At 38.0% G+C, this 25912-nt stretch carries 25 protein-coding genes; 24 read left to right on the plus strand and 1 reads right to left on the minus strand.

Annotated elements, in window-relative coordinates; all coding sequences use genetic code 11:
• Positions 1–4: 4 nt before the first annotated feature.
• Positions 5–880, minus strand: a complete 876-nt coding sequence (locus A6B45_RS03455; RefSeq protein ID WP_072613357.1) for a cation diffusion facilitator family transporter — start codon at positions 878–880, stop codon at positions 5–7.
• Between the two features lie 174 nt (positions 881–1054).
• On the opposite strand from A6B45_RS03455, the gene A6B45_RS03460 reads away from it, so the two are divergent.
• From A6B45_RS03460 to purH, 24 genes are all read left to right on the plus strand, one after another.
• Entirely contained in the window at positions 1055–1279 is a 225-nt protein-coding gene (locus A6B45_RS03460; protein ID WP_072613358.1) for a cold-shock protein, read from the plus strand.
• Positions 1279–1833 carry an NUDIX hydrolase gene (locus A6B45_RS03465; protein ID WP_081371158.1) on the plus strand — a complete coding sequence of 185 codons (555 nt, stop codon included), beginning with the start codon at positions 1279–1281 and terminating at the stop codon, positions 1831–1833. Before A6B45_RS03460 ends, A6B45_RS03465 begins: the two co-directional genes overlap by 1 nt.
• A 3-nt stretch (positions 1834–1836) precedes the next feature.
• A complete protein-coding gene (locus A6B45_RS03470) occupies positions 1837–2130 on the plus strand; it encodes a hypothetical protein (RefSeq protein WP_072613359.1) in 294 nt (97 codons plus the stop codon).
• A 17-nt stretch (positions 2131–2147) separates the two neighbouring features.
• A complete protein-coding gene (locus tag A6B45_RS03475) occupies positions 2148–2822 on the plus strand; it encodes a 5'-methylthioadenosine/adenosylhomocysteine nucleosidase (RefSeq protein ID WP_072613360.1) in 675 nt (224 codons plus the stop codon).
• A gap of 145 nt (positions 2823–2967) precedes the next feature.
• Complete coding sequence (ytpR, locus tag A6B45_RS03480; protein ID WP_072613361.1) at positions 2968–3624, plus strand: YtpR family tRNA-binding protein; 657 nt, start codon at positions 2968–2970, stop codon at positions 3622–3624.
• A gap of 197 nt (positions 3625–3821) precedes the next feature.
• Positions 3822–5156, plus strand: a complete 1335-nt coding sequence (gene murC, locus A6B45_RS03485) for a UDP-N-acetylmuramate--L-alanine ligase (RefSeq protein WP_072613362.1) — start codon at positions 3822–3824, stop codon at positions 5154–5156.
• 71 nt (positions 5157–5227) lie between these two features.
• Entirely contained in the window at positions 5228–5947 is a 720-nt protein-coding gene (locus tag A6B45_RS03490) for a Bax inhibitor-1/YccA family protein (RefSeq protein ID WP_072613363.1), read from the plus strand.
• Positions 5948–6085: 138 nt separating this feature from the next.
• A complete protein-coding gene (locus A6B45_RS03495) occupies positions 6086–6481 on the plus strand; it encodes a DUF1093 domain-containing protein (protein WP_072613364.1) in 396 nt (131 codons plus the stop codon).
• A 239-nt stretch (positions 6482–6720) separates the two neighbouring features.
• Complete coding sequence (locus A6B45_RS03500) at positions 6721–8298, plus strand: glycoside hydrolase family 32 protein (RefSeq protein ID WP_072613365.1); 1578 nt, start codon at positions 6721–6723, stop codon at positions 8296–8298.
• Positions 8299–8502: 204 nt separating this feature from the next.
• A complete protein-coding gene (polA, locus tag A6B45_RS03505; protein ID WP_072613366.1) occupies positions 8503–11184 on the plus strand; it encodes a DNA polymerase I in 2682 nt (893 codons plus the stop codon).
• A gap of 33 nt (positions 11185–11217) precedes the next feature.
• Entirely contained in the window at positions 11218–12216 is a 999-nt protein-coding gene (locus A6B45_RS03510) for a class A sortase (protein WP_081371159.1), read from the plus strand.
• Between the two features lie 144 nt (positions 12217–12360).
• On the plus strand, positions 12361–13590 hold the full coding sequence (locus tag A6B45_RS03515; protein ID WP_072613367.1) for an ATP-binding protein: 1230 nt from the start codon (positions 12361–12363) through the stop codon (positions 13588–13590).
• Positions 13591–13679: 89 nt separating this feature from the next.
• Positions 13680–14018 carry a MerR family transcriptional regulator gene (locus A6B45_RS03520; protein ID WP_010289022.1) on the plus strand — a complete coding sequence of 113 codons (339 nt, stop codon included), beginning with the start codon at positions 13680–13682 and terminating at the stop codon, positions 14016–14018.
• Between the two features lie 12 nt (positions 14019–14030).
• Positions 14031–15377 (plus strand): type I glutamate--ammonia ligase, encoded by a 1347-nt coding sequence (gene glnA / locus A6B45_RS03525; RefSeq protein WP_072613368.1) that lies wholly within the window; start codon positions 14031–14033, stop codon positions 15375–15377.
• A 266-nt stretch (positions 15378–15643) separates the two neighbouring features.
• On the plus strand, positions 15644–16129 hold the full coding sequence (purE, locus tag A6B45_RS03530; RefSeq protein WP_072613369.1) for a 5-(carboxyamino)imidazole ribonucleotide mutase: 486 nt from the start codon (positions 15644–15646) through the stop codon (positions 16127–16129).
• Positions 16126–17235: a 5-(carboxyamino)imidazole ribonucleotide synthase gene (gene purK, locus A6B45_RS03535; RefSeq protein WP_072613370.1), complete on the plus strand. Its 1110-nt coding sequence runs from the start codon at positions 16126–16128 to the stop codon at positions 17233–17235. The genes purE and purK overlap by 4 nt, the downstream gene beginning before the upstream one ends.
• Complete coding sequence (locus tag A6B45_RS03540) at positions 17219–17968, plus strand: phosphoribosylaminoimidazolesuccinocarboxamide synthase (RefSeq protein WP_072613371.1); 750 nt, start codon at positions 17219–17221, stop codon at positions 17966–17968. The genes purK and A6B45_RS03540 overlap by 17 nt, the downstream gene beginning before the upstream one ends.
• A gap of 1 nt (position 17969) precedes the next feature.
• A complete protein-coding gene (gene purS, locus A6B45_RS03545; RefSeq protein WP_004164272.1) occupies positions 17970–18239 on the plus strand; it encodes a phosphoribosylformylglycinamidine synthase subunit PurS in 270 nt (89 codons plus the stop codon).
• A complete protein-coding gene (gene purQ, locus A6B45_RS03550) occupies positions 18236–18904 on the plus strand; it encodes a phosphoribosylformylglycinamidine synthase subunit PurQ (protein WP_072613372.1) in 669 nt (222 codons plus the stop codon). Before purS ends, purQ begins: the two co-directional genes overlap by 4 nt.
• A 4-nt stretch (positions 18905–18908) precedes the next feature.
• Positions 18909–21125, plus strand: a complete 2217-nt coding sequence (purL, locus tag A6B45_RS03555) for a phosphoribosylformylglycinamidine synthase subunit PurL (protein WP_072613373.1) — start codon at positions 18909–18911, stop codon at positions 21123–21125.
• Positions 21104–22714, plus strand: a complete 1611-nt coding sequence (purF, locus tag A6B45_RS03560; RefSeq protein WP_072614470.1) for an amidophosphoribosyltransferase — start codon at positions 21104–21106, stop codon at positions 22712–22714. The genes purL and purF overlap by 22 nt, the downstream gene beginning before the upstream one ends.
• Positions 22711–23748, plus strand: coding sequence for a phosphoribosylformylglycinamidine cyclo-ligase (gene purM, locus A6B45_RS03565; protein WP_072613374.1), 1038 nt, complete (start codon positions 22711–22713; stop codon positions 23746–23748). The genes purF and purM overlap by 4 nt, the downstream gene beginning before the upstream one ends.
• Positions 23742–24332, plus strand: a complete 591-nt coding sequence (purN, locus tag A6B45_RS03570; protein ID WP_072613375.1) for a phosphoribosylglycinamide formyltransferase — start codon at positions 23742–23744, stop codon at positions 24330–24332. The genes purM and purN overlap by 7 nt, the downstream gene beginning before the upstream one ends.
• On the plus strand, positions 24329–25855 hold the full coding sequence (purH, locus tag A6B45_RS03575) for a bifunctional phosphoribosylaminoimidazolecarboxamide formyltransferase/IMP cyclohydrolase (protein WP_072613376.1): 1527 nt from the start codon (positions 24329–24331) through the stop codon (positions 25853–25855). The genes purN and purH overlap by 4 nt, the downstream gene beginning before the upstream one ends.
• Positions 25856–25912: the final 57 nt, after the last annotated feature.

Consider the following 25912-nt stretch of genomic DNA (forward strand, 5'->3'; position numbering starts at 1 on the left):
TTTATTACATATTTGCCGGTTCGACATGGATTTCAACGTCAAAAATTTGGTACTCTTCCAATAATTTTTTTTCAATAAGTTTTGTGATGGCATGACTTTCTGCCACAGTCAGTTGTGGGTTCATTGTTACGACAATATCCAAGGCAATGTTTTCACTATAGGATCGACCTCTTATCTCTTTTACAGTGATGACACCAGGAATTCTGTTAACTGCCAAACGATATTGATCCAGCGTATGCTGATCAAAACCGTCTGAGAGCATAAACACACTATTTTTAAAAATATCAATTGCCATGTTAAGAATTAATAGAGAAATAATGATTGCTACAGTGGCATCAAGCCATGAAAAATGAAGTGATGATGCGAGGATGGCCAACGTGGTAGCCATACTAGTAAAAATATCACTGAGATTGTCCTTTGCAGCAGCAAGCAAAGCTGTGCTATGTACGCGTTTGGACAACTTTTTGTTGTGAAAGTACAAAAAGCTAAGTAGAATGGCTGAAACGATGCCAACAATTGCGCTGAGAGGACTCGGAGTGGCTATCTGATTGCTCAGGATATTTTTAAAAGCGCTAAGTAGAACTTGTAACGCAACGATTAGCATCATTATTGAAGTAATCATACTGGCGATGTTTTCTGATTTCCAGTGGCCATATTGATGGTTTTTATCCGGTGGTCGGCGCGAAAAATGAAGCCCAATCAGTACAGTTAGTGACACTAAAATGTCAGTTAAATTATTAAAGCCATCAGCGATTAAAGCTTCCGAATGGCCAATTTTTCCAACTAGCAATTTCATAACAGTGATTAGGCTGTAGGCAGTAAGGCTGATAATAGCACCACCTTCAGCGGCTTTAAGTTGTTCATAGCGTTTATTGAGCATTTTGGTACCTGCATATCAATGATAAATACATGTGCAAGAGTTCACTTTTATTATACAATGGAATACAGTTGTTCCACCAAATTTGACTTTATTATTGGTGGAGAATAAGTTCCTTTTAACGTCGTGCTTGAACCGTTTTAAACCAACAATATAAAGGTGTGTTATACTATATTTATGAAAACAGGAACAGTAAAAATTTGGCAAAAAGAACGTGGATATGGATACATTACACCTGATGAAGGTGGAGATGATGTCTTTGTTCATTTTAATGGTATTGATATGGATGGCTTTAAGTCATTGATTCAAGGCGAAAAAGTAGCATACGTACTGGTACAAGGGTATAAGTCTTATCAAGCAGCCCAGGTTCGTCCGCTTTCGGTTGAGGCAGCAGACATTTAATGGTGGCATATCGTGAGACAGTAACATCGTCTAAGATAATTTATGAGGGACCAATCTTTAGCGTTGAAACGCAAGATGTTGATCTCTATAATGGAAAAAAAGCTAAAAGAGATATTGTTCGGCACGTGCCTGCAATTGGCGTTTTAGCTTTTGTTGATGATGAACATATTATTTTAGAGAAACAATGGCGTGCCACAATTGGCGATTTTATTTTGGAAATTCCCGCTGGAAAATTAGATCAACGTGATTTTGACGAACCTCATCATGCAGTTGAGCGTGAACTAAATGAAGAATTACGCATGGCAGCGGGTTCTATTGAAAAAGCGTTGGGTTTTGTTGAAACAGTTGGTTTTTCTGATGCTTATATGCATTTATATGTTGCAAGAAATTTGACACCCATTGAACAAAATCAACAATTACCACGCGATTTAGGGGAGACAATGGATTTAGTAACCATGTCTTTTAGTGAGGTAAAATCGTTGTTTGACTCAGGAAAATTGATTGATCAAAAAACTGTCACAGCCTTTTTGTATTGGAATTACTTGCGGGGTTAATTTATGGATAAAATGTCACGTAAAGCAGCCAAAAAAGAGCAAAAGGTACGTGAAAAAGAACGTATCAAAGTTGAAAAAGAATACGCTAGAAAACATCCGACGCAAATTGAAATTGTCCAACCAGAAACTCGAGAAGAGATGCGGTTAACACGTAAAGGACGTTATGAATTAGGGTCAGATGGTAAGTTAACAGCGAAAGGTAAATCAAAACGCTTAACGCATCGTTACAATGTAATTATTATTGTTTTGATTCTATTAATTATTGCAACGTACGCTGCCTTTTTTTTAATTAACTAGTAAATTTGGAGAAAAAAATGAAAATAGGAATTATCACGCCAATGGCGGAGGAAAAGATTGCATTGTCTGCAATTCTTGAAAACACAGAAACAAGACAGCACGGTAGCACAACGATTACTTCAGGAAATTATAAAAATCATGAAGTAATGCTCACTGAGTCTGGCATTGGTAAGGTGGCTGCAGGTTCTGCCGCTACAGTGATGATTGATAATTTTAATCCTGATTTGATTGTTAACACTGGTTCTGCTGGTGCATTAGACCCCGATTTGAAAATAGGGGATGAAGTTATTGGCACACGTATTGCGTATTCTGATGTTGATGTGACAGCATTTGGCTATGCTTATGGTCAATTACCAAATAAGCCCTTATATTACGAAGCTGATCCAGCAGTGGTTGCTGATTTTATGAATTTGACTGCGGGCAAAAAAGGCTTAATTGTTTCTGGTGATCAATTTGTTCAAGACGACGGTAAAAAGAAAATCTTGTCCTATTTTCCAGAGGCATTAGTTGCTGAGATGGAAGCAGCAGCAGTAGCTCAAGTTGCGACACAGTTTGGAACCCCATTTATTGTATTACGTGGTGTTTCCGATTTAGCTAACGGAGAATCTAATATTGTCTTTGATGATTACGTAGTTGAAGCTGGTAAGGCGTCAGCCCAGTTATTAATCAACTATATGAATCAAAAAAACTAAGCCGACAGGCTTTTTTTTGTACTGTGAAGTTAGTGCAGTGCGAGATATAGCTGATTTCTATGGTAGCTCGTATAGAGGTTAGTGTGCAAGCTAGTGAAGAATAATGTAAAATAGAAAATATATTAAATTTAAGGAATATAATAAAATGATTACTTCATATAACCAAAAATCTTGTGGGGACATACTTGTCGTTACACTTACTCCTAACGCGGAAAAACAGATTGTGACTACTAGTGGAAACGTGACACGAATAAGTAATGCTGAAACAGGTCAGGCAACTGGATTTAACATTGCTAATGTAGGTGCCGAATTAGGGATTATTGGAGAAAATGGTCAAATATTCTTAAACGAAGAGCAAATAAATATTCTTAATGCCAATATCAAATCAGCTGGATTTGATGAAATTATGAAGGTTTCACCTTCAAAGCTTGTTATTGGTTTTGTTGAAAGCCTTTCGAATCATCCAGATTCAGATCATTTACATATCACGCAAACAAAAGTTAGTGATCAAAAAAGTTTGCAGATTGTTTCTGGATCGCCAAATATGAAAACAGGGATTAAAGTAGTGGTAGCTCAGCCTGGAACTATGATGCCTTCAGGCGCCTTAATATGGGATGGTGCATTACGTGGCGTGCCATCTTCAGGGATGATTGTTTCTGGGCGAGAGTTACATTTACCGGGTGCTCCAGAAAAGCCAGGTGCTTTGGTTTTACCAAATGATTTTGGTGAAATTGGCGATGTGTTTGACTTCAAAAAGGGTGCAACGCTCTATACAAATGGATTAGTTGATACAAATTATTAAGACAGGGGAAGTACAGCTAGTGTTGATCAATTGATTAATGCAGCTGAAAGTGTTGATAAGATGGTAGATAAAATTAGAAACGCACCACGTGTTTATCGAATATTCAATGATGAAAGTACAAAGTATCGGAAATTGGTGTTTGAGTTACGAAAAGGTGAGTTACAGTATTTCACATTTGTGATGGAGATCGTAAAAAAATGAGTAAAAAATATTATTTTATTGGCATTAAAGGGACAGGAATGGGACCTTTAGCACAAATTTTGCATGATCAAGGGAACGAGGTACTTGGTTCAGACATTGATACGTATACATATACGCAAGCTCCATTAGAGGCTGCAGGTATTAAAATATTACCATTTGATGCAAGAAATGTAGATGCCAATCAAGATGCTATTTTTGTGAAGGGAAACGCTTTTAATAATGATCAAATTGAAGTGGCTCGTGCATTAGAAATTGGTGTAACCATGATTTCTTATCCAGAAGCTGTTCAAGAACAAATATCACAAACCACATCCATAGCAATTGCAGGAGCCCACGGCAAAACGTCAACAACCGGATTATTGGCTCACGTGTTAAAAAATATTGCCCCTACCTCATATCTTATCGGGGATGGTACAGGACGAGGAGTGCCTAATTCACAATTTTTTGTTGTCGAGGCAGATGAATATCGTCGTCATTTTAAAGATTATGCCCCAGATTATGCGATTTTAACAAATATTGATTTTGATCATCCTGATTATTATACTGGCATTGAAGATGTAACGTCTGCGTTTGCTGATTTTGCTAATAATGTTAAAAAGGCTATTTTTGCTTGGGGTGATGATGAGCACTTACGTTCTTTGAAACCTTCAGCGGATGTTTACTACTATGGTGTCAATCCAGATAGAGATGATTTTGTGGCGACTAATATTCACAAATCAACTCAGGGATCGCATTTTAACGTTGTTTTTCGTGGTAAAGACTTAGGCGAATTTGCTGTTCCTTTATTCGGGCAACATGGTATTTTAAATGCGTTAGCAGTGATTGCTGTATCTTATATGGAAGAGGTTGACCTTGATTTAATTCGTCAATATTTGCTGACCTATCAGGGTGTTAAACGTCGTTTTAGTGAAAAGCAAATTGCTGATATTACAGTGATTGATGATTATGCTCATCATCCAACAGAAATTACGGCGACATTAGATGCGGCACGCCAAAAGTATCCCAACAAAAAAATTATTGCCATTTTCCAACCACATACTTTTTCACGCGTAATTGCGTATAAAGACGAATTTGCTAGTAGTTTAGAAGCGGCAGATCAAGTTTATCTAGCCAATATTTTTGGATCTGCACGAGAACAAGCCGGAACGATTACTTCCAAGGACTTAGGATCTGAAATTAGTAAGTTTGGTGGCATCATTGAAGAAAATGACATGAGTTTGTTGATGCCATATGAAAATGCTGTAATGGTCTTTATGGGCGCTGGTGACATTGAAAAATATGAATTTGCTTATGAAAAGCTACTTGGCCAATTGAGAACGGACTTGACTTAATATCTATTTAATGTGATTTCTGTTATAATTGATATAACCAGAATTGTTTAGAATACTGGAGGTAAATAGTAATGGATAATTTTAATATGCACGCCCGTCGTGATGTGACGGGTGTAGATGAGGGAATGCGCGCATTCTTTAAACAAACATATAGCTTTATGGGTATAGCAGTTTTACTTACCGCAGTGACAGGCTTTATAGTACAAAACTTTTTTTTGGAACAAGTTGCTAAGTTGCTTGTAGGTAATGTTATTGGTCTTTTGGCGCTGTTGGGTATTCAGATGTTGATTATAACGATGATTGGTCGTGCAACTTTTAAAAATCCTGCTCGTGCTTTTGGTTTGTTGATGGCTTTTGCAGTGGTTGAAGGCTTAACGCTTGGTGTCTTGTTAGCTGTTTATACAGGAGCTTCTGTGATGATGGCTTTCGTTTCTGCATCCGCGGTTTTCGGTGGAATGGCGGCTTATGGTGTCCTCACAAAACGTGATTTGACGGGACTAGGTTCGATTTTGTTTGGTCTGTTAATCGGTTTGCTGATAGCATCAATTGCTAATATGTTTTTCTACAGTGGAATCGTTTCGCTACTGCTTTCATGGGCTAATGTCGTTGTCTTCTCCTTATTCACAGCATATGATAATCAGAATTTGAGGGTAATGTACTCACAATTTGCTGGTCAAGCAGATACAACAGGACTTGCAGTAAATGGCGCCTTGAGATTATACTTAGACTTTGTCAATATTTTCTTCGCGCTGTTACGCATCTTCGGTGTTGTTAGTGGCTCACGTGATTAATGAAAAAGACCCATAGGGGTCTTTTTTTTTGTGAAAAAAATTTAGCTATAAACTAGAAACAAAAGTTTTAATTTTAATCATATAATCACGTATAATGAAATAGTTGTGGAAATATGAAGGTTACTGTTGAGGAATATTATGAATTTGAATCGGAGAAAAAGCATTATTTTGGTATCAATTATCTTGGTATTACTAGCTATTATTTGTGTGCAAGTGGCACGTTATTATCATGATACATATGTAACAGAAGTCGGCTATGCCAAAACATCTGCACATGTTCCTAAAAAAGAAAAAACTACAGATGATAACGGGAAAATTATTGCTCATTCACATAGCTATATATACAAATTTTACTTTGTTACCAAAAAAGGTGAAAGAAAGACACTCAATTATGAATTAAGTGGTGAAAATGTGAGGCCATTGAAAGAGAATAGTTTTGTTAAAGCCGATATTAGTGATAAACGGGTAGTAAGAGGTCCATATATCATTAGTAAGTCAACAATTCCAGATAATATTATTCATATGCTGAAATAATATTTTTGAACACTTTCATAAATACTGCCTAGTATAGTCCGTTGCTTTCAAAATGTGATCGTTTTAAAATATTTTATGTGCTTTCAACTCTACCGAAAAATGCACACTCTTGAATGTGGGACCACATGCTTACCTATTGTGTGGCTCTTTTTATTTAGCTAAAATGACTAACGTTTGACAAATAAAATGTTTCAGGTAAAATAAATCTTATGCGCAAATTTAAGGGAGAGAGTATTTTTATGACATTTACTAGACTACTAAGGGTAGCCGGAGCAATATTTTCACTATTTTTCATCAGCACTTCAACTGTTCAGGCAGGGACTTTGACATCAAATGAGTATCAACAATATTATCATCATAATATTGAGCAAGGACTTATGAATGACGTACAGAGTATTTGGCAGGACTCATCGGGATACTACCATATTTACTATTTAGCTGATTTGAATTATAAGCATGATGACGACGGCACGGAATGGTATCATGTTAAGACAAAAGACTTTGTACATTACGAAAAACTAGGAGTAGCTATCCCTAAGTTTCAGAATAAATGGGAAGCAGTTGCTACTGGATCAGTAATTAAAAACACGAACAAAATTTTTTCTGATTTGCCAAAAAAAGCAATAATTGCTTACTTCACTAGTTATACACCAACTGGACAAAAACAATATGTGGCTTATTCTATTGACAATGGTGTGACCTATCAACCTTACTCCGATGGAGCCATTATGTCTGCGTCATCCGCAAAAGCTCACTTTAGAGATCCATACGTTTTTTTCAATAAAGAAACTAAAAAAATAACGATGTATCTTGCTGAAGATGATAAAATTGGCGTTTACACTAGCGATGATGGTAAAAACTTCAACTATGTAGGTGCTACAGTATTGAACAGCGGTGCCTTAAATGGCAAAGATTTGGGATTGATTGAATGTCCAAACCTAAAAACAATGAGTGATACAACTACGGGGATAACTAAAACTGTGATGTTTTTCGGTGCTAATGGCTACAATTACGGACAGACAAGTGGTTCTTATTATATGGTTGGGCACCTTGACAATAATGGTGTATTTGTCGCTGAACAGCAACCAAAACGTGTTGATGATGGTTCAGATTATTATGCTAGTAACTATTTTCAAACAGCGGATAATACGAATATATTGTCGATTGGTTGGCTAGGTAATTGGGGGTATTCATGCAAAAAAATAGTTGATGCGAATAATGAACAATCATATAAGTTGGGCTCATTATCTTTAGCGCACCAATTGAATCTAACCAAAGTCAACGGTGAGTACACAATGATATCTTCACTGGTTAAACCCTACGGTAGTTTAACACAAACAGTTAAAGACACGATTAATACGAGTCAGTTATCTAAGGATAACGATGGCTATTATCAACTATTGAATGCTCAACGCTGGACAAGTCAAAACTTCTATTTACAAATGACAAATAAAAAGAAGGGGACTGTCTGTGGAAATGTTCATTTATCATTCAAGCAAAAAGATTCAAACGTTGAGCTAAATTATAATGCGGATACCGGATATTACACGGTAACACGACAAACAAAAAATATTGCTGATAGTGATGCAAATACTGAATATAATAAAACATTTGTTGAACAAAGCGGTGTCGTTAATCCAAATGTCTTCAAGCTTCATGTATACACGGATAAAACAAGTGTTGAGTTTGAATTTGAAAATAGTGGACGCACTTATTCATTGTTAAAGTATTCGACAGAAGATGATTTATTATTTAATATTGAAACTGACAGTGAGAACGACTTGTTTTATTCGATGAGCAATGTTGATAATAAATAATCTTTGCTAATAAGCAGCATTTTTAACTAAATATAAAGTATGTAGAACTTTTAGCTGGTGAATTTAGCTAAAAGTTTTTTATCTTTTTGACTAGTAATAACATAAAATGCGTGCAAAAACTGGTTTATAAGAAATTACTATACTTAAGTGACATATCAACGTGTGTTACACTTAATATAGATAAATATAAGATGGGACATTAAGATGACCAATAAAAAACTATTACTTATTGATGGCAATTCGCTGGCTTTTAGGGCTTTTTATGCGATGTACAATCAGTTAGATCGTATGATCTCGCATGAAGGGTTGCATACAAATGCATTAGTTGCTTTTAATAACTTTTTAGATAAAATTGTAGATCCAATGGCTCCAGATTTAGCATTAGTGGCTTGGGATGCTGGTTCTGGGAAAGAAACACATCGTGGGAAGTTATTTCCTGAATATAAGGACGGCCGTTCTAAAGTACCAGAGGAATTTAAAGAACAGTTTCCATATTTACGTGAAATGGTTATGTTGCATGGCTTGCGGAATTATGAACAGGCCGGTTTAGAAGCTGATGATATCATTGGAACTTATTCACGTATGGGTGAAGCAGCAGGATATTCTGTCATTATTGTAACTGGCGACCAGGACTTGACACAGTTAGCCACGGAAAACATTACTGTAAACGTGACCAAAAAAGGTGTAACAGATATTGAAAGTTATACACCAGCTTATATAAAAGAAAAATTTGGGCTTACACCGGACCAAATTATTGATAAGAAGGCGTTGACAGGTGATACATCTGATAATTATCCCGGTGTTACAAAAGTGGGCGAAAAAACAGCATTAAAAATACTTGCCGAATATAATAACATTGACAATTTGTATGATAATATTGATAAAATGAAGCAGTCAAAAATGAAGGACAATTTGATCAATGATCGTGAATTAGCCTTCCAAGCACGTGAATTAGCTACAATTTTAACTGATGCCAAACTACCTTTACCGCTTGAAGAAATGGAATATAGAGGTGTCGATTTTGAGAAGATTATTCCATTTTATGAAAATTTGGATTTCAAACAACATTTAGCTAAAATAAAAGCATTACGTAAATCTGGACAACTTGAGAATACAAAAGAATTTGACAATGGTGTAAATTTTGTCGAATTAAAAGAAAATAATTTAAGAGCAATTGCGATGCTAGGTGATAAGATATCAGTTCATATTGAATTTGTGGGTGATAATTATCACGAGGGTGAAATGATTGGTTTCGCCATTGGTAATCCAGAAGTTGGCTACTATGCTAGTCGTGACATCTCTTTATTACAGACCGAAGAGTTGAAGTCAGTGATTGAGAATGACCAGATTTTAAAAAATGTTTTCAATGTTAAAGCACAGCTTGTATTATTTAAGCGACTTGGTTTGGCACTTAAGGGCGTGAGTTTTGATTTTATGCTGGTTGCTTATTTGCTTGATACGGTAGCTAATGATAATGTTTTGTCAACTTTAGCACAGCGTTTTGATGTTTACTTGGCACCTGATGAAGATATTTATGGTAAAGGCGCCAAATTCACGGTGCCAACCGATACCAATCTCTTATTGTCGCACATTGCTCATAAAGCGGATGGACTTTTCAAATTAGAAAAACCAGCGTTCACAGAATTAAAGCAACACGAACAGACCCATCTATATACGGACATTGAGCTACCATTAGCGTTTGTTTTAGCTGATATGGAATATCAAGGCATTAAGGTCAATCCGGAATACTTACGAAATAAAGGCAAGGATTTATCCGAGCGAATAGCTGATATTCAATCTGCCATCTATATTGAAGCTGGTGAAGAGTTTAATCTGAACTCGCCAAAACAATTAGGGGTATTGTTGTTTGAAAAAATGGGTTTGCCAGTGATTAAAAAGACAAAGACAGGCTACTCAACGGCTGTGGATGTTTTAGAAAAACTAGCACCGCAAGCGCCTATAGTGGACCATATTTTGCAGTATCGTCAACTAGCAAAACTGAAATCAACTTACATTGACGGACTGCTTTCAGTTATATATCCTAAGGACAGCAAAATTCACACACGATTTTTGCAGACTTTGACACAAACTGGTCGATTGTCATCAGTTGATCCTAATTTGCAGAATATTCCAATGCGTTCAGAAGAAGGGCGCTTAATCCGAACAGCATTTATTCCTAGTCATCCGGACTGGCAAATATTTGGTGCCGATTATTCTCAAATTGAATTACGTGTTTTGGCCCATGTTACAGGTGATAAAAACATGCAAAAAGCCTTTCTAAACGGCGAGGACATACATGCCGAAACAGCTCGTGCTGTCTTTGGCTTAGCCGATGATGCAGTAGTTGATCCACTTAAGCGTCGTACGGCTAAAGCTGTGAATTTTGGTATTGTGTATGGTATTTCGGATTATGGCTTGGCTAATAATTTAGGGATTCCACGCGCCGAGGCGAAACGTTTTATTGATACTTATTTCCAAGAGTTCCCTCAAATTCATGAATGGATGAACACAATTAAGACTTTTGCACATGAACACGGTTATGTAGAAACAATTGCCCATAGGCGACGTTATTTGCCGGATATTCAAGCAAAGAACTTTAATTTAAGGTCATTCGCAGAACGAACTGCGATGAATTCGCCCATACAGGGTTCAGCGGCAGATATTATCAAAATTGCGATGATAAAGGTTAACGAAGCTTTACGAGAGAATAATTTACAGGCGAGAATGTTGCTTCAAGTACACGATGAATTGATTTTTGAAACCCCCGTAGACGAAATTGATGAATTAACCGAAGTTGTCACGAATGTTATGGATTCAGCCGTTGCATTAGATGTACCATTGAAAGTTGATGCACATCATGGTGACACTTGGTACGATGCAAAGTAGGGATCACAAGAATTCAGGTGAGGACGGATTATTATGATGATAAAATTGCCTTCAGTATTAGCGGTGACGTCTAGTGGCGACATGACAGTATGGCAGATCATGCAAAAAATAGGGATATATGTTGCGGTTTTCGTGATGATCTTTTTGTTAGTTGCTGCTGGTCAACTCGTAATTTCTAGACTACGTCATAAGAAGTTTAGTCATCATCATTTGTTTTATGATGCACTGTTTGCCACAAGTTTTATCTCGTTGCTTGTCCTTGGGGGCTCTTACTTATACCAAAAAAATGTGTTTGGCATCAAAACAGCCATCTTAGAACCAATTCATGAACAAGAACGCAAAACGGCTAATAAAAAAGCAGCAGAGGATACAACTTCGCGCGCCCTTATTCGAAAAATGGTTATGCGAAATGCAACAAAAAATTTTGAAAAACAAGGATTTGTAGCAATTCCAAGTAGAAATATTTTATTACCAATTTATAATGATGCCTATAGTGATGAAGGACTGAACCTTGGTGCAAATTACGCGAATAAATCCGAAAAAGACCCAGAGGGGAAACAAAAGCCAGTTATGGGGCAAGGGAACTATGGATTAGCAGCCCACAATTTTAATGATGGTCAGACTGGATTTAGCGCGTTGCAACAGACAACCAATAATGATTCACCGTATTTACAGGATGGCAAGTTGAAGGGGTCATCATGGTTAAACGGGAAAAGTATTTTGTTGGCTAATAGCAAGGGGATTTATCGGTACGAAATTACTAGCCAAAATACAGTTTCATCAACAGAGGTGTCAGTGTTAAACCCAACTAAGAAAGCACAGTTAACAATTATTAGTTGTCTTTTTCCTTCAACGACGTATCGAATTATCACTCATGCTGAATTGAAAAAAACGTATACGTGGCGTAATGCACCCGAAAAATTGGTTAGTGAATTTAATTTGAAAGTACGCAATACTAATGCCCGTGTGAGTTGGTGGAATCCAGGAATAGAAGAAGGCGCAAATGGTGATGCTGGTGGAACAAAAAAATGAATTGACTGAATAAAAATGGTTTCAGATAATGAAACCATTTTTTGATAAATAAAATTTATTACCATTTATTTATACTGTGAACAGCGCTATAATAAGCGAAAGCATAAAAATAGTGTCAAAATTTTTCTTTATATAGGAATAAAAATGATGGATAAACAAAAACGTAAGGATACCTCACTAATATTTAAGCGACAATTTTTCGATGTGAAAGCACAAGAATATTTGCCCATCTCTGCTGATGAATTATTATCTCAGCACTTACTGATTACTGGTGTTACCGGTAGCGGAAAGTCTTCGACTGCGCTAACCATTATAGAAGAACTTAAAAAGAACCAGCAGAATGTTATTGTATTAGATCCAACAGGTGAATTTCGTACAATACCAAATGTACAGCGTATCGTGTTGGGGAATGATGGCTTTTTTGATGTTACTCACTTAACGAGTGATCAAATTGCTCATCTATTAAATATTACAGATGAATCGTTGCTGGGCAAATTACCCGCTGCAATTGAAAGTTTGCAAATACAAAACAATGTTGTAGTTAAACCAGGAATCTATAAAAAAATCAATAGAAGCCAAATTGAACATGATAACCTAGTGGAACAACTTAAAATCAAGGATAAATACTTTGATTTAAGTTTGCTGGCTAATCAATTGCAAGAAGAGTTTATTACGCCGTATGTTGATGAGTGTGCTGATTTTTCATTATTAGGCCAAATTTATGATAAGGAAGCTATTGCCAAAGCATGGTCAAGCCTTGCCCAATTAAAGCAAACCTTAAAAAATAAACAAATTCGTACTTTATTGTCAAGATCAATGAAACAAGGAAATGTGCACTATGATGTCGATTATTTACTGCGACTATTTATAACACGTCAGGCGACCAAACAGAGTTTGATTATTGATTTATCTTTGTTTAGTCACGAACAAAAATTAAATCAAGTACTTGTTGAGATTCTGACTATGCAGATGATGAGCATAGCAAAACTTACTGGACCAAGCTTTCCCGTAACAATCTTTATTGATGAAGCACATCGATACTTGTCAAATAATGGGCATGGCAATCACGGCATCTTTTCGTTAATACGTGAGGGACGGAAACTAGGGTTGGATTTGATGATGAGTACACAAAGCCCGTTGGATGTTCCTGTCGAGTTGCTCGGACAATTTGGAAGCTTTATCGTGCAGCGACTAAACACACGAAATGAAATGAAAAGTTTATTAATCATCAAAGAGGACCTAATTGACCAAGTAGCAAATCTTGCAACTGGGGAGGCGTTTTTAAAAACAATTGGTCGCCAGGAGTTGAAAAAGGTCAAAGTTGAACTGAGTACAATTAGTCACCAAACCGAAAATATTCAATTTGGTTTATAACTAAATTCAATGTTAGGAAACCTGACACATAATTTGCAAAGGCCATTAACTTCGTTTAGAATAAAAGTATCTTAAGCGGAGGTATTGTGATGAGCGAACGCGAATTGAGACGTAATTTATCAATTTTACCAATTGGTACTGTACGCGAGCTCACGTTATTGACTGATCGTCAGATTAGATACTATGAACAACAGAAATTAATTGCGCCGGGTCGCGGCAAAGGTGGCCAGAGACGTTTTTCATTAAATGATGTTGATCGTTTGCTCGAGATTCGTGATTTTTTGGATGCTGGAGACTCTATCAAAGATATTCAAGAAATTTTCGCCAAGCAACGCCGTAAAGCACAAGAAAAACAAGATTCAGAAGCAGCACTACGCCGTTCACTACAAAAAGAATTCGCCCAACTGGGACGATTCGGGGCTCATTAAGAAAGGACAATCATGGCTCGCAAAACTTTTACCAAAGAAGAAATTAAGCAAATCGTGGCAGACGAAAACGTGGAGTTTATTCGCGTAACCTTTACAGACGTCTTGGGCGCTATTAAAAATGTTGAAGTGCCCACATCACAGTTAGATAAGGTGTTAGACAATAATCTAATGTTTGACGGTTCATCTATCGAAGGATTTGTACGTATTAATGAATCAGATATGTATCTATATCCTGATTTGTCAACATTCATGATTTTCCCATGGGCGACTGACGGACACGGCGGTAAGGTAGCACGATTAATTGCTGATATTTATACAGCGGATCGTGAACCGTTTGCTGGTGACCCTCGTCACGCACTACGTACTGTGTTGACAGAAGCACGTGAAGCTGGATTTACTTCATTTAATGTTGGTACTGAGCCTGAATTCTTTTTGTTCAAGCTTGATGAAAAAGGGAACCCAACCACAGAATTGAATGATAAGGGCGGCTACTTTGATTTGGCACCTTTGGATATGGGTGAAAATGTTCGTCGTGAAATCGTCTTGACATTGGAAAAGATGGGCTTTGAAATCGAAGCAGCTCACCACGAAGTTGCTGAAGGTCAACACGAAGTTGATTTCAAGTATGCATCGGCATTGGAAGCGGCAGATAACATTCAGACATTCAAGCTCGTTGTTAAAACAATTGCACGTAAGAATGGTTACTTTGCAACATTCATGCCAAAACCAGTTGCTGGTATTAATGGTTCAGGTATGCACACAAACATGTCTTTGTTCACTAAAGAAGGTAATGCCTTTGAAGATGTTTCTGATGAAATGGGACTTTCAAAAGCAGCTTATAACTTCTTGGGTGGTGTTTTGGAACACGCTACAGCCTTTACAGCTTTGGCAAACCCAACTGTTAATTCATATAAGCGTTTGACGCCTGGCTTTGAAGCACCAGTTTATGTTGCTTGGTCAGCTTCAAACCGTTCACCAATGGTACGTGTTCCAGCGTCACGCGGGCAATCAACACGTTTGGAACTACGTTCAGTTGATCCAACCGCCAACCCTTATACATCCCTTGCAGCAATTCTTGCTTCAGGATTAGATGGTATTAAGCGTGAGTTGGAACCACTGGCTTCAGTTGATAAGAACATTTACTTGATGGATGAAATTGAACGTGAGCGTGCCGGTATCACAGATTTGCCAGATACATTGTTGGCGGCAGTTCGTGAACTTGCAGCTGATGAGGTTGTTCGTGCAGCAATCGGTGAACATATTGCTGACAAATTTATTGAAGCAAAGAAGATTGAATATACATCATATCGTCAGTATGTTTCTCAATGGGAAACAGATTCATATTTAGAAAAGTATTAATTTCGTAGAAGCAGAAATGCTTTTTTTTATTGCTCAAAATTTTAGACGAACGTTCAGTTTTGATGTTTTTGTAAACGCATACATTGCTAACGTTCGGATAAAAATAAATAAAAGTCAAAAATGTTCGTTATATACGAACTCTTTTTTGATTATTGTGAATTTTCTTATTTTAAAACGAACACAAATGTATAAAAATCTGTTAAATTGTAATTGTAAACGAACGATAACCTTGCAAATTACAAAGAATGTACACATTGGAGAAGAATATGCCTCAAGTTGCAGTTGTTATGGGATCAACTAGTGATTGGTCCAGCATGAAAAAAACGACAGAAATTTTGGATATATTAGGTGTTACTTACGAAAAACATGTCATTTCAGCACACCGCATGCCTCAAGAATTACAAGCGTTTGGCGCACAAGCAAGAGACAATAAGCTTCAAATAATTATTGCTGGTGCCGGCGGTGCAGCTCATTTGCCTGGTATGCTGGCAGCTAATACGACGCTACCAGTTATCGGCGTGCCGATGCAATCACGGGCACTAAATGGACTGGATTCTTTACTCTCTATTGTTCAAATGCCAGCGGGGGTCCCCGTTGCTACGGTTGCGATAGGCGATGCAGGTGCAAAAAATGCGGCAATTCTAGCTGCGCAAATTATTGCTTTAAATGATGATGACATATTGCAGGCCTTGAATGAATATCGAGAACGCCAAACAAAGACTTCTATTGAAAGCGAGGCAGAATTGATATGACAGGAGCAATTTTACCACCGGCAACGATTGGTATTATTGGCGGTGGCCAACTTGGTCAAATGATGGCTCTTTCCGCAAAGGAAATGGGGTATCGTGTCGGAATTTTGGATCCGACGAAAGACTCTCCAGCTGGACAAGTATCGGATTTTCAGATAGTTGCTGATTATGATGATGTCGAAGCATTAAATGAATTATCACGGCGAAGTGAAGTGTTAACATATGAATTTGAAAATGTTGATCGAGATACATTAAATGAGCAAAGCGATGCAGAATTGCCGCAAGGTACTGAACTATTAAGAATTACAAGCAATCGCATTACTGAAAAAAAGTTTATTCGAGATGATGCTAAAGTACCAGTCACAAATTTTATTGAAGTAAATTCACCCGAAGATTTACGAAAGGTAGCTTTACCAGCTATCTTAAAAACAGTGAGTGGCGGATATGATGGACATGGTCAGTGGTCAATCAATACAGTGCAAGATATTGTTAATCTTGAAAAAGATTTTCCAGATACGCAATTAATTTTAGAACAAGTTGTGGATTTTAAGCAAGAGCTAAGTATTATGGTTTCACGTTCCCAAGATGGGCAAATTGTGACCTGGCCGATTGTCGAAAATATTCATGAAAATCACATTTTAAAAACGACAACAGCACCTGCTAACATTTCATTGGCACTCAAGAATAAAATTGAAGCAATTGCTGAGAATATCGCTGAGTCACTTGAATTGCGTGGCGTACTTGGTATTGAGTTATTTGTCGCTGACGAGGAAGTGTGGGTTAACGAATTAGCACCGCGACCACATAATTCTGGACATTATAGTATTGAAGCGACAAATGTATCACAGTTTGAAGGACATATTAGAAGTATTGTCGGTTTACCTATACCAAAAATTGAGTTGCAAAGCCCGGCTACAATGCTGAATTTGTTGGGCGATGAGCTAACCCAAGCTAGAGAAGATTTAATTCATCATCCTGAATGGCATTTTCACGATTATGGTAAATTGGCTGTTAAACCTAATCGTAAAATGGGTCATATTACGGTACTAGGAACAGAAAATGGTCGAAAATTAAAAGAATGGGGTGACTTGCATGAGCAGCGCAACTGAATACGAAGACAAAACAGTGACTCGCGGGGAACTGAAATATCAAGGTAAGGCAAAACAAGTTTATTTCACAGATAATCCTACAATTTTGTGGGTTCATTATATGGATCAAGCAACAGCCCTGAATGGTAAAGTACATGAGGATATTCCTGAAAAGGGAAGACTGAACAGTGCTATTTCACATATATTGTTCAATTATTTAACTCGTCAGGGTATTGATAATCATTTTCTCTCTTCAATTTCAGAAACAGATGAACTTGACACTGCTCTTGATATCTTGCCGATTGAAGTAGTTACCAGAAATTATGCATCCGGGCATTTTGTTAGTAAGTTCGATGCAAAACCTATGCAAAAGTTATCACCTATTGTTCAGGAATTTTACTATAAATCAGATAAGCTAGATGATCCCTTTATGAATGATTCTCAAATTTTAGCTCTTGGTTTGGCCACATTATCTGAACTCACAAAATTACGAGCTTATGCCCAAGAAGTTAATCAAGCGCTCAAAGAAATATTTGATCAAATTAATATTAACTTAGTCGACTTTAAATTAGAATATGGTCGTGATAGCGAGGGGAAGTTAATCTTGGCTGATGAATTGTCACCAGATAATATGCGTTTGGTCGACCAAAAAACAGGTCAGTCACTTGATAAAGATGTATTTCGAAAACATGCTGGTGATGTTACTGTTGGTTATCGTGATGTTTTATCACGCTTAGAAAATTTGGAGAAATAATATGTACTTAGCAAAAATATATGTCACATACAAGCCATCAATCCTTGATCCACAAGGAGAAGTGATTAAAGCTGCGTTAAATCGTATGGATTATAGCGGAATCGAGCAAGTATCACAAGGAAAATATTTTGAAATTAAGCTGAAAGCAACCGATGTTGATGCTGCCACTTCAGAAGTTGAAAGTTTCACTGATGCCCTATTAATCAATCAAAATACCGAAACCTACCGCTTTGATTTATCTTTGGTAGATGAGGACGAGGTATTATCATGAAAGCTGCGGTTATTAGTTTTCCAGGATCAAATTGCGATTTTGACATGTTACATGCATTGCAAGAATTTGGTGTTGAAGCAGAAATTGTTTCTGCAAAACATAATAATTTAAAAGAATATGATGCAATCTTTTTACCAGGTGGTTTCTCATACGGAGATTATTTGCGTACAGGAGCAATTGCCCGTTTTTCACCAATCATGAGTGCTGTGACACAGGCGGCTAATGATGGCAAGCTTATTGTTGGCATTTGTAATGGATTTCAAATTTTGACAGAAGCTGGTTTATTACCTGGACAACTATTAACAAATAAAAAACCAGGATTTATTTGCGATGAGATAGCACTTTCAATTGCGAATCCAAATACTGCTTATACAAATGCTTATGATTCTGAAGAAATAATTAATATTCCTGTGGCGCATGCAGAAGGAAATTATTATGCCGATGCAGAAACATTGACGAAACTTGAAGAGGACAATCTGATTGTTTTCCGATATGTGGATAATCCCAATGGGTCAGCACATGATATAGCAGGAATTATGAATGAAAATGGTAACGTCTTTGGTATGATGCCACACCCAGAGCGCGCAGTTGATGCAGTGACTGGTAACGAAGATGGTAAGAACTTTTTCAAAAGTATTTTGAGCGGCATTCTAGCAGGAGCCTAATATAATGACAACAAATGAATTATCACCCGAAGAAGTACGTGACAGTAAAATTTATATAGAGTGGGGTCTCACAGAACAAGAATACGATTTGATTGTTAAGGAGTTAAAGCGTCTACCTAATTTTACTGAAACAGGCATTTTTTCAGGAATGTGGTCGGAACACGTTTCTTATAAGAAATCAAAGCCAATTTTGCGCAAATTCTGGTCAACCAACGAACGCGTTTTACAGGGACCAGGTGAAGGTGCTGGGATTTTAGACATTGGCGACAATCAAGCAGTTGTTTTTAAGGCTGAAAGTCATAATCATCCTTCATTTGTTGAACCGTACGAGGGGGCAGCAACCGGAGTTGGTGGTATCTTACGTGATATTTTTTCAATGGGTGCCCAACCTATTGCTGTACTGGATTCACTACGCTTTGGTGAATTAGACAATGCGCATACAAAACATATTGTTGACGGTGTCATAGCAGGAATTGCGGGATACGGCAATGCGATTGGTATTCCCACAGTAGGAGGCGAAATTGGTTTTGATGGCGTTTACGCTGGCAATCCGTTGGTAAATGTTATGGCTGTTGGCTTGATGGACCAAAATGCTATGCAGGTTGGACAAGCTAAAGGCATAGGAAATTCAATTATCTATGTTGGTGCTAAAACTGGTCGTGATGGTATTAATGGCGCCTCATTTGCTTCTGCTGAGTTCTCAAGTGAAGAAAAGTCTGATCGTTCGGCTGTTCAAGTTGGTGATCCATTTTTAGAAAAGCTAGTAATGGATGCGACACTGCAGGCAGTACGTGAGCACTCCGATATTATTGTTGGTATTCAAGATATGGGTGCAGCTGGGCTCCTATCATCAAGTTCTGAAATGGCTGCTAAAGCAGGTATGGGCATTAATCTGAACTTGGATATGGTCCCTCAACGTGAAACAGGAATGACGCCATATGAACTAATGTTGTCAGAGTCACAAGAACGCATGGTGCTTGTTGTTAAAAAGGGTGAAGAACAAGCTATTATTGACTTGTTCCAATCAGCTGATTTAGATGCTGTAATCATTGGTCAAGTTACCGATGATGGTCGTTATCGATTAAACTTTAAAAATGAAGTTGTTGCAGATGTACCTGTTGACTTTTTGACACATGCACCAAAACAAGACTTACCAATGGCCGAACCAGCAAGATTGGCAAATCTTTCGAATGATCAATTTGAGCCAGACATGGGTAATGTCAAAGAAACGATATTAACATTACTCGCGCAGCCAACAATAGCTTCCAAAGCATCGTTGTTCCGTCACTTTGATTCACAGGTGCGTGCCGATACCGCCATTAAGCCCGGCGGGGATGCAGCACTAATCCGTATCCGTGATACGCAAAAGGCATTAGCGATGACAACAGATGTTAATGCTCGTTATTTATATCTCAACCCGCGTGTGGGTGCCAAAATGGCAGTTGCTGAAGCGGCCAGAAATATTGTATCTACTGGATCAAAGCCAATTGGCATTACGGATGGCTTGAACTTTGGTTCACCGGATAATCCAGAAGTTTATTATGAGTTGGATCAAGCTGTTGCTGGGATTAATGACGTGGCTAAACAGCTTGACACACCAATCATTTCTGGAAACGTGTCTCTTTACAATGAAACAGATGGGCAAGCAATTTACCCAACACCAATGATTGGCATGGTTGGTTTGCTTGAAGATATCACAAAAGCAACACGAATCGCATTTCAATCAGCAGGTGATAGTATTTATCTTGTAGGACGAACGAAAGATAGCTTTAACGGTTCAGAAATTCAAAAGATGCAAACGGGACACATTGCCGGTCAATTATTTGATTTTAATGATGAGGACGAGTTAGCAGCGCAACAGTTCATTCTAGATGTCACTGATCAACGTCTCCTTAATAGTGCGCATGATTTATCTGAAGGTGGATTAGTCGTTGGTCTTCTTGAGAGCGCCTTTGCTGGAAATCTCAGTTTTGATATCTCGGTAGACTTAGCCGATAAGTATTTATTTTCAGAAACACCCAGTCGTTTTGTAGTCAGTGTGTCACCTGAAAATAGAACAACATTTGAATCACTAGCCGGTGACCGAGTAACAAAATTAGGTGTGGTTACAGCAGATGATACGATTAATATTACAACGACAACAAGCGATATTCAATTGTCATTCAGCGAAACGAAGAAAATCTATCAGGAGAGCATCGCATGGAAACTAAACGCGGAGTAACGATGATGAACGAACAAAAAAATGAAACATCACGTCTTAATGTGCGTAGTTTGAATGAAGAATGTGGCATTTTTGGCGTCTGGGGTCGCTCCGATGCGGCGCAATTAACATACTATGGGTTGCATGCATTACAACATCGTGGTCAAGAGGGCGCTGGTATTGTTGCTAACAATAATGGTCATTTGTGGCAGGAACGTGGTTTAGGTCTACTGAGTGATGTTTTTCGAGACACATCTCGCATTGAAGCATTAGCTGGGAAAAGTGCTATTGGTCACGTGCGTTATGCCACAGCCGGATCTAATGGGTTAGAAAACATCCAACCTTTGATGGTGAATTTTCATGACATGCAAATCTCGTTAGCGCACAATGGTAATTTGACAAATGCACTCACATTACGTGAAAATTTGGAAGAAGAAGGAGCCATTTTTCAATCATCTTCTGATTCTGAAATTTTATTGCATTTAATTCGCCGGTCTAAAGCAGACAAATTTATTGATAAACTAAAAGAAGCTTTAAACATTGTACACGGTGGATTTGCGTTCTTGCTATTGACACCACATGGGATGTTTGCTGCGTTGGACCCACACGCGTTTCGACCTTTTGTCATTGGTCAAATGCCGGATGGTCACTACATTGTTACATCTGAAACAGCTGCTATTGAAGTTGTTGGTGCCAAGTTCGTGCGCGATGTACAACCTGGTGAACTAATCGCGATCGACGACAATGGTTTAACAATCGATACATATACCGATAAAACCACCTTAAATATTGACTCGATGGAATATATCTATTTTGCTCGCCCTGATTCAATGATTTATGGTGTGAATGTGCATAAAGCACGTAAGCGAATGGGCTCAGCCTTAGCAGCGGAACAACCCGTTCCAGAAGCAGATATTGTTGTCGGCATCCCAAACTCTAGTTTGAGTGCAGCGGCTGGATTTGCTGAAGCCAGTGGTTTACCAAATGAAATGGGGCTGGTTAAGAATCAATATATTGCGCGAACATTTATAGAGCCAACACAGGATAAAAGAGAGCGTGCTGTTCGCATGAAGTTAAGCGCTGTTCGTGATGTTGTTGTTGGAAAAAATGTTGTCTTGATTGATGATTCAATTGTTCGTGGTACGACGTCAATGTTTATTGTACGTATGCTAAAAGAGGCTGGTGCTAAATCAGTTCATGTAAGAATTGCGAGCCCTATATTTAAATTTCCGTCATTTTATGGTATTGATATGCAAACAACAGAAGAACTGATGGGCGCAAATCATTCATTGCATGAAATGACAAAAATGATTGAAGCTGATTCACTTGGATTTTTGTCAGTTGATGCGCTGGTTAAGGCAATTGACTTACCATATGATGGAGAAGGAACTGGGCTAACGACCGCTTACTTTGATGGGCATTATCCAAGCCCCATTTATGATTATAAAGCCAGTCTAGATAAATTTGTGCATGCTGGAGAAGTTGATTTTGTTCCAGAGCCAACTACTACTTATCATCCCCGTCAAGTGGCATCACTACGACATCAAGAGCTTTTATCAGATGGCACTATTCACTTAGATTCACAAACAATTCAGGGGGTAGAAATATGAGTGAGCAAAACGCCTATCAAAGGGCTGGTGTTGATATTAAAGCTGGAGAACGTGCCGTTGACCTAATGAAAGATGCAGTGGCGGCTACGTATAATGACCAAGTTTTGGATGGTATTGGTGGCTTTGGGGCAGCGTTTGCTTTAGGAAAAGACTACACGGATCCAGTTTTAGTTTCAGGCGCTGATGGTGTAGGGACAAAGCTATTGCTAGCTATTGCTGCGGATAAACATGATACAATTGGCCAGGATTTAGTAGCGATGGTGGCCAATGATATTTTAGCTCAAGGAGCAAAACCTGCTTTTATATTAGATTATCTAGCTGTGGATAAAATGAGACCAGAAGTGGTTGCTGAAATTGTCACAGGCATTGCCAAAGCTGCTAAAGAATCAAATATGGCTTTGATTGGCGGTGAAAGCGCTGAATTACCGGGATTATATGCGGAAAAGCATTATGACTTAGCTGCTTTTGCTGTTGGTATTGCAGAGCGACAACAATTATTGTCGGCAAAAAATGTCTCTGAAGGAGATGTTTTGATTGGTTTGCCGTCTTCTGGAATTCACTCTAATGGCTATTCATTAGTACGTCAGGTTTTTGATATTCATTCTGATAAGGACTTCAATAAATTATCGTCTGAAACAAAAGAAACACTACTGACGCCAACCGCCTTATATGCTAAGACTGTTTGGCCACTTGTGGAAGCAAAATTAATACAGGCAATGGCGCATATTACCGGTGGAGGAATCATTGAAAACTTACCAAGAGCATTGCCGGAAAATGTTTCTGCAGAAATAAACTGGGGTTCATGGCCTATTTTACCAATTTTTTCTGAAATACAAGCCAAGGGGACACTGTCGGTAAAAGACATGTTATTAACCTTTAATAACGGACTCGGAATGATTTTGATTGTAAAGCCACAACAGTTAGCTGATGCGATGACATTACTAACAGAACAAGGTCAGACAGCTTATGTAGTCGGTAAAATAACGCCTGCTCAGAAGGAACGAGTTGTCTTTACAGGTAATGAACCATGGTGAGAAAAGTAAGGTTAGCAGTTTTTGCATCTGGGACGGGTACCAACTTCCAAGCATTAAATGATGCGATTTTACAAAGAGGGCTTAATGCTGAAATCGTGCGTTTGATTGTTGATAAATCAACTGCTGGTGCCCTGAATTTAGCAAAATTATTTGGTATTCCTGCTACAGCAATTAAATATTCGAATTATGAAACGAAGACGGAAGCGGAACAGGTCATTATTAATCAACTTAAAACAGATCAAGTTGACGGTATTTTATTGGCTGGTTATATGCGTATTTTGACGCCAAAGTTAATCGATGCCTATTCGGGGAAGATTATCAACCTCCACCCGGCCATGTTACCTAATTTTCCAGGAAGGCACAGTATTTTAGATGCCTTTGAAGCCGGCGTTTCAGAGACTGGGGTAACTGTTCATTTTGTGGATAATGGCATTGATACTGGCGAGATAATTGCTCAAGAAGCTGTGCCAATCCTGATTAATGACACAATTGATATACTTGAGACACGCATTCATAATGTTGAACATGTGTTGTATCCTAACACACTTGCAAAGTTAATAGATGAAGGAGTATTTTTAAAATGACACGAGCATTACTTAGCGTTTCTGATAAGAGTGGTTTAATCCCTTTTGCCAAAAATTTAGTTGAATTAGGTTATGAATTGGTATCTACTGGCGGTACTCATAAGGTATTGGCAGATGCTGGTTTAGCTGTTATCTCAATTGATGAGGTAACTGATTTTCCAGAAATGCTGGATGGGCGTGTAAAAACTTTGCATCCCCGTGTCCATGCAGGTTTGCTTGCTCGTCGTGATTTACCAGAGCACATGGCAAAATTAGCAGAATTTGATATCACACCGATTGATATGGTAGTTGTTAATTTATATCCCTTCAAATCAACCATCCAAAAAGAAGGTGTTACTGAGGCGGAAGCAATTGAAAACATTGATATTGGTGGTCCTTCAATGTTACGTTCTGCTGCCAAAAATTTTGCGTCAGTTTTGCCAATTGTTGATCCAAAAGACTATGACGTTGTTGTCAATAAGTTGAAAGCTGGCGAAGTTGATCGTGAATATCGTAAGTCGTTGGCCGCAAAAGTATTCCAACATACCGCTAGCTATGATGCTTTGATTGCCAATTATTTGACGGAAACAGCATTTCCTGAAAATCTAACATTACCTTACGAAAAATTTGATGATATGCGTTACGGGGAAAATCCACATCAACCAGCTGCTGCCTATAAGACAGCCTTACCTGAAGCTTATTCGGTTCTGAATGCTGATATTTTACATGGTAAACAATTGTCATATAACAATATTCGTGACGCTGATGCAGCACTTAGAATAATTGCTGAGTATGAAGAAACGACAGTTGTTACAGTTAAGCATATGAACCCAGCTGGAATAGGGCAGGGAGAAACTTTGGAAGCTGCTTGGGATCAAGCCTTTGCTGCTGACGATATTTCAATTTTTGGTGGTATCGTAGCGCTTAATCGTGAAGTTGACGTGGCGACTGCAGAAAAGATGCATGCTATCTTCCTTGAGATTATTATTGCGCCAAGCTTTACACCGGAAGCATATGAAATCTTAGCAACTAAGAAAAATCTTCGTTTACTGACGTTGCCATTTACAACGAACATTCCACAGAAACTAGAAGTTACTTCTGTATTAGGTGGTGTAGTAGTACAAGAGCGTGACTTGGTTGGCGAATCTGAAGATAACTTTACTGTGGTTTCAAAAGCACAGCCTACCAAAGAACAGTTACAAGCAATGATTTTTGCTCAAAAAGTAGTGAAACATGTGAAGTCAAATGCAATTGTTGTCGCTCGTAATGGACAAACATTGGGTATTGGTGCGGGACAGCCTAATCGTATTGATTCAGTTGTTTACTCAATCCAAAAAGCAGAAAAAAAGCCAGGGTTTGATGAAGCAGTATTAGCTTCAGATGCATTTTTCCCAATGGATGATTCTGTTCAGTATGCAGCAGAACATGGTATCAAAGCGATTGTTGAGCCTGGCGGATCCATAAAGGACAAAGATTCAATTGCCAAAGCTGATGAATTAGGAGTTGTTCTAATATTTAGTGGCACAAGACATTTTAAGCATTAAAATAATAGCCCAAAAGCGCTTTAAAGAGCGTTTTTTTAGTTGAATCGCGGTATTTTT

It is taken from the genome of Leuconostoc suionicum, from assembly GCF_001891125.1.
Classification (GTDB): Bacteria; Bacillota; Bacilli; order Lactobacillales; family Lactobacillaceae; genus Leuconostoc; species Leuconostoc suionicum.

What these genes read in the sequence shown, in the direction of transcription:
- A6B45_RS03455 (WP_072613357.1), bottom strand. Translation starts at nt 880, where the DNA reads ATGCTCAATAAACGCTATGAACAACTTAAAGCCGCTGAAGGTGGTGCT.
- A6B45_RS03460 (WP_072613358.1), top strand. Translation starts at nt 1,055, where the DNA reads ATGAAAACAGGAACAGTAAAAATTTGGCAAAAAGAACGTGGATATGGA.
- A6B45_RS03465 (WP_081371158.1), top strand. Translation starts at nt 1,279, where the DNA reads ATGGTGGCATATCGTGAGACAGTAACATCGTCTAAGATAATTTATGAG.
- A6B45_RS03470 (WP_072613359.1), top strand. Translation starts at nt 1,837, where the DNA reads ATGGATAAAATGTCACGTAAAGCAGCCAAAAAAGAGCAAAAGGTACGT.
- A6B45_RS03475 (WP_072613360.1), top strand. Translation starts at nt 2,148, where the DNA reads ATGAAAATAGGAATTATCACGCCAATGGCGGAGGAAAAGATTGCATTG.
- ytpR (WP_072613361.1), top strand. Translation starts at nt 2,968, where the DNA reads ATGATTACTTCATATAACCAAAAATCTTGTGGGGACATACTTGTCGTT.
- murC (WP_072613362.1), top strand. Translation starts at nt 3,822, where the DNA reads ATGAGTAAAAAATATTATTTTATTGGCATTAAAGGGACAGGAATGGGA.
- A6B45_RS03490 (WP_072613363.1), top strand. Translation starts at nt 5,228, where the DNA reads ATGGATAATTTTAATATGCACGCCCGTCGTGATGTGACGGGTGTAGAT.
- A6B45_RS03495 (WP_072613364.1), top strand. Translation starts at nt 6,086, where the DNA reads ATGAATTTGAATCGGAGAAAAAGCATTATTTTGGTATCAATTATCTTG.
- A6B45_RS03500 (WP_072613365.1), top strand. Translation starts at nt 6,721, where the DNA reads ATGACATTTACTAGACTACTAAGGGTAGCCGGAGCAATATTTTCACTA.
- polA (WP_072613366.1), top strand. Translation starts at nt 8,503, where the DNA reads ATGACCAATAAAAAACTATTACTTATTGATGGCAATTCGCTGGCTTTT.
- A6B45_RS03510 (WP_081371159.1), top strand. Translation starts at nt 11,218, where the DNA reads ATGATGATAAAATTGCCTTCAGTATTAGCGGTGACGTCTAGTGGCGAC.
- A6B45_RS03515 (WP_072613367.1), top strand. Translation starts at nt 12,361, where the DNA reads ATGATGGATAAACAAAAACGTAAGGATACCTCACTAATATTTAAGCGA.
- A6B45_RS03520 (WP_010289022.1), top strand. Translation starts at nt 13,680, where the DNA reads ATGAGCGAACGCGAATTGAGACGTAATTTATCAATTTTACCAATTGGT.
- glnA (WP_072613368.1), top strand. Translation starts at nt 14,031, where the DNA reads ATGGCTCGCAAAACTTTTACCAAAGAAGAAATTAAGCAAATCGTGGCA.
- purE (WP_072613369.1), top strand. Translation starts at nt 15,644, where the DNA reads ATGCCTCAAGTTGCAGTTGTTATGGGATCAACTAGTGATTGGTCCAGC.
- purK (WP_072613370.1), top strand. Translation starts at nt 16,126, where the DNA reads ATGACAGGAGCAATTTTACCACCGGCAACGATTGGTATTATTGGCGGT.
- A6B45_RS03540 (WP_072613371.1), top strand. Translation starts at nt 17,219, where the DNA reads ATGAGCAGCGCAACTGAATACGAAGACAAAACAGTGACTCGCGGGGAA.
- purS (WP_004164272.1), top strand. Translation starts at nt 17,970, where the DNA reads ATGTACTTAGCAAAAATATATGTCACATACAAGCCATCAATCCTTGAT.
- purQ (WP_072613372.1), top strand. Translation starts at nt 18,236, where the DNA reads ATGAAAGCTGCGGTTATTAGTTTTCCAGGATCAAATTGCGATTTTGAC.
- purL (WP_072613373.1), top strand. Translation starts at nt 18,909, where the DNA reads ATGACAACAAATGAATTATCACCCGAAGAAGTACGTGACAGTAAAATT.
- purF (WP_072614470.1), top strand. Translation starts at nt 21,104, where the DNA reads ATGGAAACTAAACGCGGAGTAACGATGATGAACGAACAAAAAAATGAA.
- purM (WP_072613374.1), top strand. Translation starts at nt 22,711, where the DNA reads ATGAGTGAGCAAAACGCCTATCAAAGGGCTGGTGTTGATATTAAAGCT.
- purN (WP_072613375.1), top strand. Translation starts at nt 23,742, where the DNA reads ATGGTGAGAAAAGTAAGGTTAGCAGTTTTTGCATCTGGGACGGGTACC.
- purH (WP_072613376.1), top strand. Translation starts at nt 24,329, where the DNA reads ATGACACGAGCATTACTTAGCGTTTCTGATAAGAGTGGTTTAATCCCT.